13 protein-coding genes and 1 tRNA gene are annotated in these 13,894 nt (G+C 60.1%); 8 read left to right on the top strand and 6 right to left on the bottom strand.

The window, feature by feature from the left end:
- Positions 1 to 73: 73 nt before the first annotated feature.
- The 6 genes from hisF to ACP7EE_RS01245 all read right to left on the bottom strand — a co-directional run bounded on the left by hisF (position 74) and on the right by ACP7EE_RS01245 (position 4,955).
- On the bottom strand, positions 74 to 844 hold the full coding sequence (hisF, locus tag ACP7EE_RS01270; protein ID WP_426232983.1) for an imidazole glycerol phosphate synthase subunit HisF: 771 nt from the start codon (positions 842 to 844) through the stop codon (positions 74 to 76).
- A 9-nt stretch (positions 845 to 853) separates the two neighbouring features.
- Entirely contained in the window at positions 854 to 1,591 is a 738-nt protein-coding gene (hisA, locus tag ACP7EE_RS01265; protein ID WP_426232981.1) for a 1-(5-phosphoribosyl)-5-[(5-phosphoribosylamino)methylideneamino]imidazole-4-carboxamide isomerase, read from the bottom strand.
- A 42-nt stretch (positions 1,592 to 1,633) separates the two neighbouring features.
- Positions 1,634 to 1,891, bottom strand: a complete 258-nt coding sequence (locus ACP7EE_RS01260; RefSeq protein WP_426232979.1) for a DUF2164 domain-containing protein — start codon at positions 1,889 to 1,891, stop codon at positions 1,634 to 1,636.
- Positions 1,892 to 2,530 (bottom strand): imidazole glycerol phosphate synthase subunit HisH, encoded by a 639-nt coding sequence (gene hisH, locus ACP7EE_RS01255; protein WP_420646828.1) that lies wholly within the window; start codon positions 2,528 to 2,530, stop codon positions 1,892 to 1,894.
- Positions 2,530 to 3,123 (bottom strand): imidazoleglycerol-phosphate dehydratase HisB, encoded by a 594-nt coding sequence (hisB, locus tag ACP7EE_RS01250; protein ID WP_007897437.1) that lies wholly within the window; start codon positions 3,121 to 3,123, stop codon positions 2,530 to 2,532. The genes hisH and hisB overlap by 1 nt, the downstream gene beginning before the upstream one ends.
- A 167-nt stretch (positions 3,124 to 3,290) precedes the next feature.
- Positions 3,291 to 4,955 carry an OFA family MFS transporter gene (locus ACP7EE_RS01245; protein ID WP_426232977.1) on the bottom strand — a complete coding sequence of 555 codons (1,665 nt, stop codon included), beginning with the start codon at positions 4,953 to 4,955 and terminating at the stop codon, positions 3,291 to 3,293.
- Between the two features lie 354 nt (positions 4,956 to 5,309).
- Here ACP7EE_RS01245 and ACP7EE_RS01240 point away from each other — a divergent pair, with 354 nt between their 5' ends.
- The 8 genes from ACP7EE_RS01240 (at position 5,310) to ACP7EE_RS01205 (ending at position 13,881) form a co-directional block, all read left to right on the top strand.
- Positions 5,310 to 7,532: an AsmA family protein gene (locus ACP7EE_RS01240; protein WP_426232975.1), complete on the top strand. Its 2,223-nt coding sequence runs from the start codon at positions 5,310 to 5,312 to the stop codon at positions 7,530 to 7,532.
- Entirely contained in the window at positions 7,529 to 8,596 is a 1,068-nt protein-coding gene (gene mutY / locus ACP7EE_RS01235; protein ID WP_426232973.1) for an A/G-specific adenine glycosylase, read from the top strand. The genes ACP7EE_RS01240 and mutY overlap by 4 nt, the downstream gene beginning before the upstream one ends.
- Complete coding sequence (locus ACP7EE_RS01230; RefSeq protein WP_420646824.1) at positions 8,593 to 8,865, top strand: oxidative damage protection protein; 273 nt, start codon at positions 8,593 to 8,595, stop codon at positions 8,863 to 8,865. The genes mutY and ACP7EE_RS01230 overlap by 4 nt, the downstream gene beginning before the upstream one ends.
- A 103-nt stretch (positions 8,866 to 8,968) precedes the next feature.
- Positions 8,969 to 9,044 (top strand) — tRNA-Phe (locus tag ACP7EE_RS01225).
- 429 nt (positions 9,045 to 9,473) lie between these two features.
- A complete protein-coding gene (gene sbnA, locus ACP7EE_RS01220; protein ID WP_426201898.1) occupies positions 9,474 to 10,448 on the top strand; it encodes a 2,3-diaminopropionate biosynthesis protein SbnA in 975 nt (324 codons plus the stop codon).
- Between the two features lie 6 nt (positions 10,449 to 10,454).
- Positions 10,455 to 11,486, top strand: a complete 1,032-nt coding sequence (gene sbnB, locus ACP7EE_RS01215; protein WP_426232971.1) for a 2,3-diaminopropionate biosynthesis protein SbnB — start codon at positions 10,455 to 10,457, stop codon at positions 11,484 to 11,486.
- Positions 11,480 to 13,270 (top strand): FAD/NAD(P)-binding protein, encoded by a 1,791-nt coding sequence (locus ACP7EE_RS01210; RefSeq protein ID WP_426232969.1) that lies wholly within the window; start codon positions 11,480 to 11,482, stop codon positions 13,268 to 13,270. Before sbnB ends, ACP7EE_RS01210 begins: the two co-directional genes overlap by 7 nt.
- Positions 13,267 to 13,881, top strand: a complete 615-nt coding sequence (locus tag ACP7EE_RS01205) for a glutathione S-transferase (protein WP_426232967.1) — start codon at positions 13,267 to 13,269, stop codon at positions 13,879 to 13,881. Before ACP7EE_RS01210 ends, ACP7EE_RS01205 begins: the two co-directional genes overlap by 4 nt.
- The last annotated feature ends 13 nt before the right edge of the window (positions 13,882 to 13,894 follow it).

Here is a 13,894-nt window from a genome sequence, read left to right as displayed (position 1 = left end):
GGCTACCGAAATCCATGGCGTGCCCAAGAGTGCCTTGGGTACGCCATGCTGTCCACTGGCCTGTACGGAATGTTTAGCGCATTACGATGCCGCGATGCGCCATATACGCCTTGGCTTCCTGCACGGTGTATTCGCCGAAGTGGAAGATACTTGCCGCCAGCACTGCGCTGGCGTGGCCTTCAATGATGCCGTCGGCCAGATGCTGCAAGTTGCCGACACCGCCGGAGGCGATCACCGGGATGCCCAGCGCATCGCTGATCGCGCGAGTCACGCCAAGATCGAAGCCGTTTTTCATGCCGTCCTGATCCATGCTGGTCAGCAGAATCTCGCCGGCACCGAGACCTTCCATTTTTTTTGCCCACTCGACCGCGTCGAGGCCGGTCGACTTGCGCCCGCCGTGGGTGAAGATTTCCCAGCGCGGGGTTTCGCCCGGCAGTGAAACCTTCTTCGCGTCGATGGCGACGACAATGCATTGCGAGCCGAAATGCTGCGCCGCTTCGCCGACGAATTCCGGGTTGAATACGGCGGCGGTGTTGATCGAAACCTTGTCCGCGCCGGCGTTGAGCAGATTACGGATGTCCTGCACGGTGCGTACGCCGCCGCCGACAGTCAGCGGAATGAACACCTGACTGGCCATGCGTTCGACGGTATGCAGCGTGGTATCGCGGCCATCGACGCTGGCGGTGATGTCGAGAAAAGTAATCTCGTCGGCACCTTGCTCGTCATAGCGACGGGCGATTTCCACCGGGTCACCGGCATCGCGGATGTTCTCGAACTTCACACCCTTGACGACCCGGCCGTTGTCCACGTCCAGGCAAGGGATGATGCGTTTGGCCAGCGCCATGGTCAGTCCTCAGCCTTTGTACGAATCGCAGAAAGCTTGCGCTTCGGCGACGTCGAGGGTGCCTTCGTAGATCGCCCGGCCGGTGATCGCGCCGATAATGCCTGGCGCACGCGCGTCGAGCAGCGACTTGATGTCACCGAGGTTGTGGATACCACCGGAGGCGATTACCGGAATCTTGGTCGCAGCAGCCAACGCAGCGGTGAACGGCACGTTGCAGCCCTGCATCATGCCGTCTTTGGCGATGTCGGTATAAACGATCGACGACACGCCATCGGCTTCGAACTGCTTCGCCAGGTCGATAACCTGCACGGTGCTGATTTCAGCCCAGCCATCGGTGGCGACAAAACCGTCTTTGGCGTCGAGGCCGACGATGATCTTGCCCGGGAATGCGCGGCAGGCTTCAGCCACGAACGCCGGGTCTTTCACGGCTTTGGTGCCGATGATCACGTAGCTCACGCCAGCCTTGACGTAGTGCTCGATGGTTTCCAGCGAGCGGATGCCGCCACCGATCTGGATCGGCAGGTTCGGGTAGCGCTTGGCGATGGCAGTAACCACTTCACCGTTGACCGGCTGACCTTCGAAGGCGCCGTTCAGATCGACCAGATGCAGACGACGGCAACCGCCCTCCACCCACTTGGCGGCCATGCTCACCGGGTCATCGGAGAACACCGTGGAATCTTCCATGCGGCCCTGGCGCAGACGTACACAGGCACCGTCTTTAAGATCGATAGCGGGAATAATCAGCATCTGGCAAACCTTCAAATTTGAATGTTCAGCTTGGCTCGGAAATCAGTTTTTCTCGAGCGCCCACAGGTCGCTTTCGATGCTTTCAAACCGCTCCTTGAGGTGGGTCTGCACATCGAAAATCGCCCTGTTGTAATAGTGCGGCGCAATTTCGCGGGTAAACAGCTCAAGAATTTCGGCCGCTTCGAACGAACCCAGGTTCAGTTCGAAGCGATCCTCCATGAAGCGTTTGATCTTGTGATTGGCCTCGTTCTCCTGTTCGGGAGTGAGGGTCAGGATCGGCGGCTTCTTCTTGACGGCCATTTACCAGCGACCGTCCCACGCGGCGAAGTTCTGCAGCAATTGCAGGCCATGGGTATGGCTCTTCTCCGGGTGAAACTGCACGGCGAAACGCGAACCTTCGGCCAGCGCCGCAGCGAAATCGACGCCGTAATGACCGCCACCCACCACCTGCCGCGCGTTGCCGGCGGCGATGTAGTAGCTGTGTACGAAGTAGAAGCGCGCCAGATCCGGAATGTTGTGCCACAGCGGGTGACTCACCGTCTGCCGCACTTCGTTCCAGCCCATGTGCGGGACTTTCAGGTGTTCGCCATCTTCGTGCAGGTCTTTGCCAAAGAACTTCACTGCGCCCGGAAACAGGCCGATGCAGTCGACGCCGTCGTTCTCTTCACTGCTGTCGAGCAAGGCTTGCATGCCGACGCAGATGCCGAGGAACGGACGATCCTGGCTGACTTCACGCACCAGCGAATCGAAGCCCAGGCGACGGATTTCCGCCATGCAATCGCGAATCGCGCCAACGCCGGGAAACACCACCCGGTCGGCTTCACGAATCACATTCGCATCGCTGGTGATCAAGACCTTGCCGGCACCGACGTGCTCGAGGGCCTTGGCCACCGAGTGCAGGTTACCCATGCCGTAATCGATAACCGCGACCGTCTGCATTACAGAACGCCCTTGGTCGAGGGCATCTGGCCGGCCATGCGGTCGTCCAGTTCGACGGCCATGCGCAGCGCGCGGCCGAACGCCTTGAACACGGTTTCGATCTGGTGATGAGTGTTGGTGCCACGCAGGTTGTCGATGTGCAGGCTGACCAACGCGTGGTTGACGAAGCCCTGGAAGAATTCCTGGAACAGGTCAACGTCGAAGCCGCCGACAGTGGCGCGGGTATAAGGCACGTGCATCTGCAGGCCCGGACGACCGGAGAAGTCGATCACCACACGCGACAGCGCTTCATCGAGCGGTACGTAGGCGTGGCCGTAGCGACGGATACCTTTCTTGTCGCCGATGGCTTTGGCGAAAGCCTGGCCGAGAGTGATACCGACGTCTTCCACAGTGTGGTGGTCGTCGATATGCAGGTCGCCCTTGCTGACAATATCCAGGTCGATCAGCCCGTGACGGGCGATCTGGTCCAGCATGTGCTCGAGAAAAGGAACACCGATATCGAATCGGGCCTTTCCGGTGCCATCAAGGTTGATCGAGGCTTTGATCTGGGTTTCCAGAGTGTCGCGCTCGACAGACGCCATACGTTCGGCCATCACCAGCTCCGCAAATCATTGGGCGAAAAAGGCAGCCATTATAGGGGCGCGGGGCCGAAACAGAAACACGAGAGGTGATATCGCTGACGGAGTGAATTCCCTGCCGCCAGCGATGTACATGTCCGTACAAGCCAGCATTCATTGCGAATGCCGGCTTTCGTCGCCGCTTAGTGGAACAGAACCGCGGTCTTCTGCAGGGTCACCCACACACCCCACGCCAACGGAATACCCACCACCAGCCACGCAGCAATCGCCAATGGCTTGCTGCCCGGCGCGGCTTTCCACTCCAGTACGGTGCTGCTGTCAGCCCCCTTGTCGTGGCCCAGCGCCTGTTCGGCAGCCAGTTCGGCGTCGGTCATGAAGTACTTGTCGGCCACCGGACGTACCAGCAGGTTGCACAGGAAGCCCAACACCAGCAGGCCGGCGAGGATGTACAAAGTGATGTCGTAAGCGGCAGCGCGTTCAACGCCGATGCTCAACTGATACTCACGCAGATAGTTGACCAGCACTGGACCGAGCACACCGGCCGCAGCCCACGCGGTCAGCAGTCGACCATGAATCGCGCCGACCATTTGCGTACCGAACAGGTCCGCCAGATACGCCGGAACCGTCGCGAAACCACCGCCGTACATCGACAGAATGATGCAGAACGCCGCCACGAACAGCGCAACGTTGCCCAGATGACCGAGGTTCGGAATCAACGCGTACAGCGCAAAGCCCAGCGCGAAGAACACAAAGTAAGTGTTTTTCCGGCCCAGGTAGTCCGAGAACGATGCCCAGAAGAACCGGCCACCGATGTTGAACAGGCTCAGCAGACCGGTGAAACCGGCAGCAATCGCCGCGATCGAAGCCAGTTGCCCGGCGTCCAGTTGGCCGAACGGCAGATCAACACCGATCAATTTGCCGCCAAACACTTCCTGCAACAGTGGCGAAGCCATGCCGAGGATGCCGATACCGGCCGACACGTTCAGGCACAGCACCAGCCACACCAGACGGAATTGCGGGGTTTTCCACGCCACATTCACGTGCACATGGCGGTTGGTGATCATCGCATTCGCCGCTTTTTTCGCCGGAGCAGTCCAGCCTTCAGGCTTCCAGCCAGTCGGCGGAACGCGGTAGGCCAAAGCACCACCGATCATGAACACAAAGTAGATCGCAGCCATCGCCACGAAGCTCTGCCACACGCCAACGCCGGTCGGCGAAGCGAAATGGCTCATCAGTGCGGTCGCCAGTGGAGCGCCAACCATCGCGCCACCACCGAAGCCCATGATCGCCATGCCAGTGGCCATGCCGCGCTTGTCCGGGAACCACTTGATCAGGGTCGAAACCGGCGAGATATAACCCAGACCGAGACCGATACCGCCGATCACGCCCGAGCCGATCCACATCAGCCAGATCTGGTGGGTATAAATCCCCAGTGCCGAAATCAGCAGACCGCCGCACCAGCACAATGCCGATACCACACCGGCCTTGCGCGGCCCGGCGTGTTCAAGCCAGCCACCCCAGATCGCTGCCGAGCAGCCGAGGAAGATGAAGAACAGCGTGTAGATCCAGCCGAGCATGGAGATCGGCCAGTCGCATTGCGACGAAAACACTTGTGCGATGAAGCTCATGTCCGGCGCGCAAGCCTGCGGAGCGGTGACGCCTAGCGCCTTGGACAACGGCAACCAGAACACCGAGAAGCCGTAGGCCATGCCGATGCACAAGTGGATGGCCAGAGCGGCCGGTGGTACCAGCCAGCGGTTGAAACCGGGCTTGGCGATGATGCGTTCCTTGGACAGGAAGCCTGGCTGATCGGCTTTGAGGCCGTCCGCCGTGATGCTCGTGCTCATTGTGTATCCCCCAATTATTAGTATGGTTCGCCAGCCACTGCTCACCCCCGGTCTTTATGCACGCAGGCATGACCGTGTTAGTGGGTGAAGCTCCTTGAGGCGCGACCAAAAGTCGCAGAAGGGCAGACGAACCGGCGCAGGTTACCATCTGTACGTGACAGAAAAACCAAACTGATATCACCTTTTTTGAGTCAACTGATCTCCTGCCTGCGGGGAACCACCAAGGCATGCGCTGTCGAAGCGCTGCGTGCCGCGGCTCGGCAGGTTGTGACAGGACGCCTCAGCAGCCCGGGCAGATGCAGCGCTATACTCCCCGGCTAAATTATGAATTCGACTACTTACAAGGACTCGCCCATGAAAGCGTTCGGCAAAATCCTGGGTCTGGTACTTCTCGGGCTGTTGCTGATCATTGTGGCGCTGGGCTTTGCCCTGACCCACCTCTTCGATCCCAACGACTACAAAGACGAGATCCGCCAGATAGCCCGCGACAAGGCCCACATCGAGCTGACGCTCAATGGCGATATCGGCTGGAGCCTGTTCCCGTGGCTCGGCCTGGAACTGCACGAGGCCAGCGTCGCGACCCTGGCCAAGCCCACCGAACCATTTGCCGATCTGCAGATGCTCGGCCTGTCAGTGCGCGTGCTGCCGCTGTTGCGCCGCGAAGTGCAGATGAGCGATGTGCGCGTTGAAGGCCTGAATCTGCGTCTCAACCGTGACAAGACCGGCCACGGCAACTGGGAAGACATCGGCAAGGTGCCGGTGAAACCCGGAGCAACGCCGCCGGCCACTCCCGGCGAACCCGCGAGTGAGCCCACTGTAGCGGTGGAAAAACCGGCGCAACCGATCCGGCTCGACATCGACAGCCTGACCGTCAACAACGCCCGCGTTGAATACAGCGACGAGTTGACCGGCAAGCAGTTCAGCGCCGAAAGCATCCAGCTCAGCACCGGCCCGGTTCACGATTCGACCAACATCCCGATCAAAGCCACGGCGTTCCTCGGCACCAATCAACCAGTGCTGCGCGTACGCACCGAACTCACTGGCGAGCTGCGCTTCGAGCGCGCCCTGCAACGCTACAAGCTGGAAGACCTGAAACTCAGCGGCGAAGTTGCCGGTGATCCGCTGCAAGGTAAAACCGTGACCTTTGCCGCGCAGGGCCAGATGCTGCTGGATAAAGCCGCGAACGTCGCCGAATGGACCGGCATCAAGCTATCCGTTAATCAGCTGCGCGCCTTGGGCGAACTGAAAGCCAACGACCTCGACAAGACACCGCAGATCAGTGGCGGCATCTCCATCGCCCAGTTCGATCTGGCAAAATTCGTCGACAGCATCGGCCAGAAACTGCCGGCCATGGCCGAAGGCAGCCTGAGCAAAGTCGAGCTGGTCAGCCGCGTCGCGGCCACGCCGACCAGCGTGGCGTTCGACAACATCAACCTGAAACTCGACGACAGCAGCTTCAGCGGGCGCATCGCCGTCGAAGACTTCGCCAAGCAATCGCTGCGCGCGATTCTCAAGGCTGACACTTTCAACGTCGACCGCTACCTGCCGCCGAAATCCGCTCAGGCCAATAGCGCCACGCAAGTGCGTCAGGCCGAAGTCGCCAGCACCGAAGCCGACGCGCTGGCCGGAGCCGGCAGCACGCCACTGCCGGACAAACCGAGCAAAAGCGCCTGGAGCACCGAACGCCTGTTGCCGGTCGAGCGTCTGAGCAAACTCGACGTGAATGCCGACCTGAGCTTCGGCCAGTTGACCCTCGACAAACTGCCGATTCAGAACGCCGTGCTCAAGGCCAACGGCCAGGGCGGCTTGCTGACCCTGGAGAACCTGCGCGGCGAGTTGTACAACGGCGACTTCGAGTCCAAGGGCACGCTGGACGTGCGCCAGGCGGCGCCGATCCTCAATCTGCAAACGCGGATCAACCGGGTGCCGGTAGAAAAAATCCTCGAAAGCCAGGGCAAGAATCCACCGGTCAAAGGTCTGGTCAATCTCACCAGCAGCTTCACCGGTAGCGGCAACAGCCAGCAGGCGCTGATCGAGACCCTCAACGGCAACGCCAGTTTCGTGATCAACAACGGCGTGTTGCTCAACGCCAATCTTGAGCAACAACTGTGCAAAGGCATCGCCACGCTGAATCGCAAAACCCTCAGCGGCGAGCCGCGCGGCAAGGACACGCCGTTCCAGGAGCTCAAGGGCAACCTGACGTTCCGCAACGGCGTAGCGAGCAATCCGGATCTGAAAGTGCGCATCCCGGGCATGACCGTCAATGGTGACGGCGACATCGACCTGCGCGTGCTGGGCATGGATTACCGGGTCGGCATCGTCGTCGAAGGCGACAAGAGCGACATGCCGGATCCGGCCTGCCAGGTCGGCGAGAAGTACGTTGGCATCGAGTGGCCGTTGCGCTGCCGTGGCCCACTGGAACTGGGTGCCAAGGCCTGCCGTCTGGACAACGAACGCATGGGCCAGGTCGCGGCCAGACTGGCTGGCGACAAGCTCAGCGAGAAAATCGACGAGAAACTCGGCGACAAGGTCAGCCCCGAGCTGAAAAATGCATTGAAGGGGCTGTTCAAGCGATGAGAGCGGAGCAGTTTTCAACGGCGGTGCTGGAATGGTTCGACCGCCACGGCCGCCACGATTTGCCATGGCAGCAAGGCATCAACCCGTATCGGGTGTGGGTCTCGGAAATCATGTTGCAGCAGACTCAGGTCAGCACCGTGCTGAATTACTTCGACCGCTTCATGGCCTCGCTGCCGACGGTCGAAGCGCTGGCCGAAGCGCCGGAAGACGAAGTGCTGCACCTGTGGACGGGCCTCGGTTACTACACCCGCGCGCGCAACTTGCAGAAGACCGCGAAGATTGTCGTCAGCCAGTACAGCGGCGAGTTTCCGCGCGATGTCGAAAAGCTCACCGAGCTGCCGGGCATCGGCCTGTCCACCGCTGGCGCGATTGCCAGCATCAGCATGGGCCTGCGCGCGCCGATCCTCGACGGCAACGTCAAACGCGTGCTGGCGCGCTTTACCGCGCAAGAGGGCTACCCCGGCGAGCCGAAGGTCGCCAAGCAGCTGTGGGCCACCGCAGAGCGCTTTACGCCGCAGGATCGGGTCAACGCCTACACCCAGGCGATGATGGATCTCGGCGCGACGCTGTGCACGCGCAGCAAGCCGAGCTGCCTGCTGTGTCCGCTGGAAAAGGGCTGCGAAGCGCACATGCTTGGCCTGGAGACGCGCTACCCGATTCCCAAACCGCGCAAAGCCATCCCGCAGAAACGCACGCTGATGCCGATGCTGGCCAACCCGGACGGCGCGATTCTGCTTTATCGCCGGCCATCTACCGGACTTTGGGGCGGATTGTGGAGCCTGCCGGAACTCGATGACCTCGACGACCTGCAGCATCTGGCGGTGCAGCACTCGTTGCAAGTGCGCGAACAGCAGGCGCTGCCGACGCTGGTGCACACCTTCAGCCATTTCCAGCTGTCGATCGAACCCTGGCTGGTTCAGGTACAGGAGGCCGGCGATCACGTGGCCGAGGCCGACTGGCTCTGGTATAACCTCGCCACCCCGCCGCGCCTGGGCCTTGCTGCCCCGGTCAAAACTTTGCTCGAACGCGCGGCCACCGTTTTGAATGCAGGAGTATCGTCATGACCCGCACCGTAATGTGCCGCAAGTACAAAGAAGAGCTGCCAGGCCTGGAGCGCCCTCCATACCCGGGCGCCAAGGGTCAGGATGTTTTCGAACACGTCTCGGCCAAGGCCTGGGCTGACTGGCAGAAACACCAGACCCTGCTGATCAACGAAAAGCGTTTGAACATGATGAACGCCGAAGACCGCAAATTTCTCCAGGGCGAAATGGACAAGTACTTCTCCGGCGAGGAATACGCTCAAGCCGAAGGCTACGTGCCGCCAGCGGAGTAACCCCCGAAAATCGGGGGTCGGATCGTAAGCGACGGAATTAATTTAAGAAATTTTAAAAAAGTGTTTGACGTAAATCCGAAAAACCCTTTTAATGCGCCCCGTTGCCCAGATAGCTCAGTCGGTAGAGCAGGGGATTGAAAATCCCCGTGTCGGCGGTTCGATTCCGTCTCTGGGCACCAAATACCGAAAACCCTGAATCGCAAGATTCAGGGTTTTTTTATGTCTGCGATTTGATCCCCCCCTGCGCAACACCCTCCCCCTCATCCCCGCCAACCGTCTGCAATGCACTTCCCCGTCAGGTGTACTGGAAAATAGCGGAAATCTGTATCTCTCGCCGTGTAGGAAAAATCGCCAGTATTTGATCAGCCTTGGCGAGCCCGGGATGGGCTCTACTTTGTGCCGCAAAAATACTCTGCACGCTTCAACCAGGCAGAGCGCGATACCTGATTTTTTGAATAGATCGGCGTCCACCGAAAGGTCACTTCCCGTCCAGCTAAAAAATCTGAAAACAATCTGAACAGCGAACCGTGAACACTGTTTTTCAACACTCCAGGACTGATGCTGGCGAGCCATTGCGCCCGGCATAAAAGCGACGAAAGGGACGACGTATGATCAAACAGCTCATCAATGAAGATAGCTATGTGCAGATAGGGGATCTTTGCAGTGCCAAGATCCAGTTGAAAATCGAAGGATTGAATCCTGCCGGATCCATCAAGCTCAAAACCGCACACGCGATCATCACAGACCTGGAAAGCCAGGGTTTGATTACCCAGAGAACCCGCTTGATCGAATCTTCGTCAGGCAATCTGGGGGTCGCACTGGCCATGGTCTGTGCGGCCAAGGGCTACAAGTTTGTCTGCGTGATCGATCCGAACATCTCTGCTCCGAACAAAAAGTTGATGCACGCCCTCGGCGCCGAGATGCTCATGGTCGAGCAGCGCGACGAAAACGGGGGCTATCTCAATTCGCGGATTCGTTTGATCGAGCAACTGGTCGCCGACAACTCCGACTACATCTGGCTCAATCAATACAAGAACCCGGTCAATCCCCTGGCGCACTATCAAGCCACGGCCAGATCGATTGCCCACAAGTTTGCGCATGTGGATTACCTGTTCGTCGGCGCCGGTACGACCGGCACGCTGATGGGCTGCAAGAACTACTTCGCCGAACATCATCCACACACCAAAGTCATTGCCGTCGATACCGTTGGCTCGGTCACGTTCGGCTTGCCGGGCGGGCCGCGCCACATTCCGGGACTGGGCACCAGCCGCCGCCCGGAAATATTCGAGCCTTCCGGCATTCACGACTTCTTGTCCATACCCGAAGAACAGACGATCAAAGTCTGCCGCTGGCTGGCGCAACGCTATGGGCTGCTCTTCGGCGGCTCCACCGGCACGGTCCTCGCGGGCATCCAGCAATGGGCGCCGCACATCCGTCCTGACGATGTGGTTGTGGCGATTTCACCCGACATGGGTGAGCGCTACCTCGAAACCATCTACTCCGACGACTGGGTCACCCAGCGCATCGGCGCAACGGCGCTGCAACCACTCTTCCCTGAAATCGCTCTGTTACTTTCGGCGTAATCCGCAATGACCAATCAGACTTTGATTCAACCGTTCCATGTGATTCCAGGCGCAGCCATCAAACACATTCTCGGCGGACTTCATCAAAAAGCCATCGAGATCGTTGCCCAGACTTACTTGACCCATGAACGCGGCGAAACCGTTAACCCGGACAGTTACTTTCTGCGTTTCCCCGAAGAGCCGGCGAACCGCATCATTGCGCTGCCGGCGGCAATCGTCGACAGCGAGGGCGATCAATCGGTGTCCGGGATCAAGTGGATTGCCAGTTACCCCGACAATATCAAGGCGGGCATTCCGCGTGCTTCCGCAGTCCTGATCCTCAACGATCCGCACACCGGTTATCCCTATGCGCTGCTCGAAGGCGCGCTGATAAGTGCTGTCAGAACGGCGGCGTCTGCAGTGCTCGGTGCCTGGTGGCTGAATGGCCAAAAGAAAAGCGCACAGACGTTGTCGATCATCGGCGGCGGGGTGATTTCCCGGAATATCCTGCAGACATTCATCGCCGACGATTGGTCGTTCGACAGTGTCGGCATTCATGACCTCAACGCCGAGTCAGCTCAGGCGCTGGCGGCATTCGGTGAACAGCTCGGGCTGCCGGATGTGCAGACAGTGTCCCTCGATGATGCGCTGTGCGCCGACATCGTGGTGTTTGCGACCAGTGCAGGCACGCCCTACGTCAACCAGCGCGGGACCTTCCACGCCGGGCAAATCGTTCTGAACATCTCACTGCGCGACATCGGCGCGGACATCATCGAACAAAGTTACAACTACTTCGATGACGTGACTCACTGCCTGAAAGCCAATACCTCGCCGCATCTGGCCGAGCAGAAGTTCGGTCATCGCGATTTCGTCACCGGCACCGTGGCTCAATTGATTCGCGGTGATGTGCGTATCGCCACGGACAAACCGTTGATCTACTCGCCATTCGGCATGGGCATCCTCGATCTGGCGCTTGGCCGGATGATTCACGACATCGCGGTCAAGGACGGCTCGGCAGTGGAAATCCAATCGTTCTTCGGGGAGGAGCGCAGATGGTGAAGGCTGCCCTGCACATCGGCCTGGTGGGCTGCGGATCTCGCGGGCTGTCGATCTTCGAACGCCTGCTGAGCCTCAGCGAGCAACGGCCCGAGCAACCCGTCGTCATCGACATTTTTGATCCCAATGTGCTCGGCAGCGGCGCGCATTGGCCGGATCAACCCGACTACCTGTTGCTCAATACAGTCGCCGGGCAACTCGGGGTTTTTCCAGATACCCCGGCGCTGGGAAATCTGCCGGATGCACGCGAAAGACCGGGCCCGGATTTTCTCGCGTGGTGCCACGACCAGCGCATCAAGGTCGATCCGGATAGCGGGCTGCTTGCGCTCGACGGGCGTGATGTCGAGCCGCAGGACTTCCTGCCTAGACACTTGCTCGGTGCTTACCTGGCCGATGCATTTTCACAAATCCTGGCGACGGCACCGGCCTGGGTCAGCGTGCGCCTGCACCATCAGGCCGTCACGGCTATCGAAGCCGGTGAAAGGCAGCAATATCTGCTGAAAGTGGCATCGGGTGCTGAGGTGAGCGTGGATCGGCTGATCCTGACTGTCGGCCATACCGGGCGCGTGCGGCCGTCCGATGAGGCTCGCATCGACGACGTCTATCCGCTGCCCGGCAGCCTCGTCGCCATCGAGCCAGGCGAAACCATTCTGATCGAAGGACTTGGGCTGGGCGCCATGGATACGCTGGCCGCGCTGACCTCTGGCAGAGGCGGTCACTACAAGCGTATGGCCGACGCCAGCCACGTTTACCATCCTTCGGGCCATGAGCCGGTGATCCTCATTCAGTCGCGTGACGGCCTGCCATTTCGCACCCGCCCCAACGGGCTGACTGAATGTCCACGGCATCAAGCCGTGCTCCTGACAAGTTCGCGCATCCAGGCCTTGCGCGAGAATGCGCAGAATCGGCAGCTGGATTTCGAGAGCGACATTCTGCCGATCATGGTCCTTGAGATGCGCGCGGCGGCGGTTGCCGTGATGCACGCTCAATCAGAGCCGCAGCAATACCAGGAAGTGTTGAACCGGCTCAGAAGTGTCGCCGCTGCAGGCCAGGCCGGCGTCGTTGCTTGCGAGGCTTCGCTGCGCGAATACGAACAGACATGTGGCGCGATAAATCCGCTGGCGCTGATCTGCCATGCGCTGCCCGAGACTGTCACCGCCCACAATTACCATTCGTGGATCTACGAAACCATCGAGGCCGATCTGCACGAGGCGCGGCTTGGGCGAGCGCAATCGGCAATCAAAGCGGCCATCGAAGTGTGGCGCGATCTGCGCGACCGTCTACGTGAAGCCGTCGACTTTGACGGACTGACCGACGCCTCGCACCGTCAGTTCTACGGCCGCTGGCACAAGGCAATCAACCGGCTCGTCGCCGGGCCTCAAAAAGAGCGCCACGCTGATCTGCTGGCGCTGTGTGACGCCGGTCTGCTGACCTTCCTCAAGCCCGGCACCCAGCCCGCGACCGAGCATTACCGACGTGTCGCCGGATATGTCCAGGGCAGCGGCGTGACGAACAGCGACTGCGCGCCAGTGCGCGATCTCGCCCGCCTGGGCTTGATCCGCCCCAGAACCAACGATGCAGGCATCGACGGCATCGATGTGGACGCCGCGTGTCATCCCAAGTCGAGTCAGGGCGAGCCGGTAGAAAACATCTGGGTACTCGGGCCGCTCGCCGAGGGCTCTTGCTATTACAACCACTACGTCACCTCGGCGGGCGCACCCTCGCGTCTATTCATGGACGCGCACCGGGCGGCCACTGCAATCCTTCAGGCAGGGACATCGGCATGAAACTTTACTACCAGACGCATTCGCCATACGCCCGCAAAGTGCTGGTGCTGGCGCACGAACTCGGGATCGCCTCGAGCCTGGAAGTCATCCACCACGAGACCAGCCCGACATCGCCCAACGCAACCATCTACAAAGCCAACCCGTTGGGCAAGGTGCCGGTGCTGATACTCGACGACGGCAGCGCGCTGTTTGATTCGATCGTGATTTGCGAATACCTCGACAACCTGAATGACGCGCCGAAGTTCATCCCGCCAAAAGGCCCAGAGCGCTATGCAGCGCTGCAGCTTCAAGCCCTCGCGCAAGGCATGTGCGATGTCGGCATCAAGTTGCGCTGGGAAGTCGAGCGCCGCCCGCAAGCCTTGCGCTATCCGGCCTATGCCGACGGGCAGGCCTACAAACTTAAAGAGGCCTATCGCTTCATCGAGCAACACGTCGACCTCAATGGCCCGATTACCCTCGGGCACATCGCGCTGGCGACTGCACTCGACTGGATCGCCTTTCGCAAGCTTTCGGACTTTTCTGCTCAGCCACGCCTGAGCGAATGGCATCAGACTTTTTGTGAGCGCGCTTCGATGCGGGCGACCGAATACTGCGGGCAGACTCACGATTAAGTTAAGGAAAACA

Source organism: Pseudomonas sp. TWP3-2 (genome assembly GCF_049897765.1).
Classification (GTDB): Bacteria; Pseudomonadota; Gammaproteobacteria; order Pseudomonadales; family Pseudomonadaceae; genus Aquipseudomonas.
Note: the sequence above shows the minus strand (reverse complement) of the source record. Positions and strands in the feature narration are given on the sequence as shown.

Excerpts from the sequence above, each read along its gene's own strand:
- mutY (WP_426232973.1), top strand. The coding sequence starts at position 7,529 with ATGAGAGCGGAGCAGTTTTCAACGGCGGTGCTGGAATGGTTCGACCGC.
- hisH (WP_420646828.1), bottom strand. The coding sequence starts at position 2,530 with ATGCAGACGGTCGCGGTTATCGATTACGGCATGGGTAACCTGCACTCG.
- ACP7EE_RS01230 (WP_420646824.1), top strand. The coding sequence starts at position 8,593 with ATGACCCGCACCGTAATGTGCCGCAAGTACAAAGAAGAGCTGCCAGGC.
- hisA (WP_426232981.1), bottom strand. The coding sequence starts at position 1,591 with ATGCTGATTATTCCCGCTATCGATCTTAAAGACGGTGCCTGTGTACGT.
- sbnA (WP_426201898.1), top strand. The coding sequence starts at position 9,474 with ATGATCAAACAGCTCATCAATGAAGATAGCTATGTGCAGATAGGGGAT.
- ACP7EE_RS01210 (WP_426232969.1), top strand. The coding sequence starts at position 11,480 with ATGGTGAAGGCTGCCCTGCACATCGGCCTGGTGGGCTGCGGATCTCGC.
- ACP7EE_RS01240 (WP_426232975.1), top strand. The coding sequence starts at position 5,310 with ATGAAAGCGTTCGGCAAAATCCTGGGTCTGGTACTTCTCGGGCTGTTG.
- ACP7EE_RS01245 (WP_426232977.1), bottom strand. The coding sequence starts at position 4,955 with ATGAGCACGAGCATCACGGCGGACGGCCTCAAAGCCGATCAGCCAGGC.
- sbnB (WP_426232971.1), top strand. The coding sequence starts at position 10,455 with ATGACCAATCAGACTTTGATTCAACCGTTCCATGTGATTCCAGGCGCA.
- ACP7EE_RS01260 (WP_426232979.1), bottom strand. The coding sequence starts at position 1,891 with ATGGCCGTCAAGAAGAAGCCGCCGATCCTGACCCTCACTCCCGAACAG.
- hisB (WP_007897437.1), bottom strand. The coding sequence starts at position 3,123 with ATGGCCGAACGTATGGCGTCTGTCGAGCGCGACACTCTGGAAACCCAG.
- hisF (WP_426232983.1), bottom strand. The coding sequence starts at position 844 with ATGGCGCTGGCCAAACGCATCATCCCTTGCCTGGACGTGGACAACGGC.
- ACP7EE_RS01205 (WP_426232967.1), top strand. The coding sequence starts at position 13,267 with ATGAAACTTTACTACCAGACGCATTCGCCATACGCCCGCAAAGTGCTG.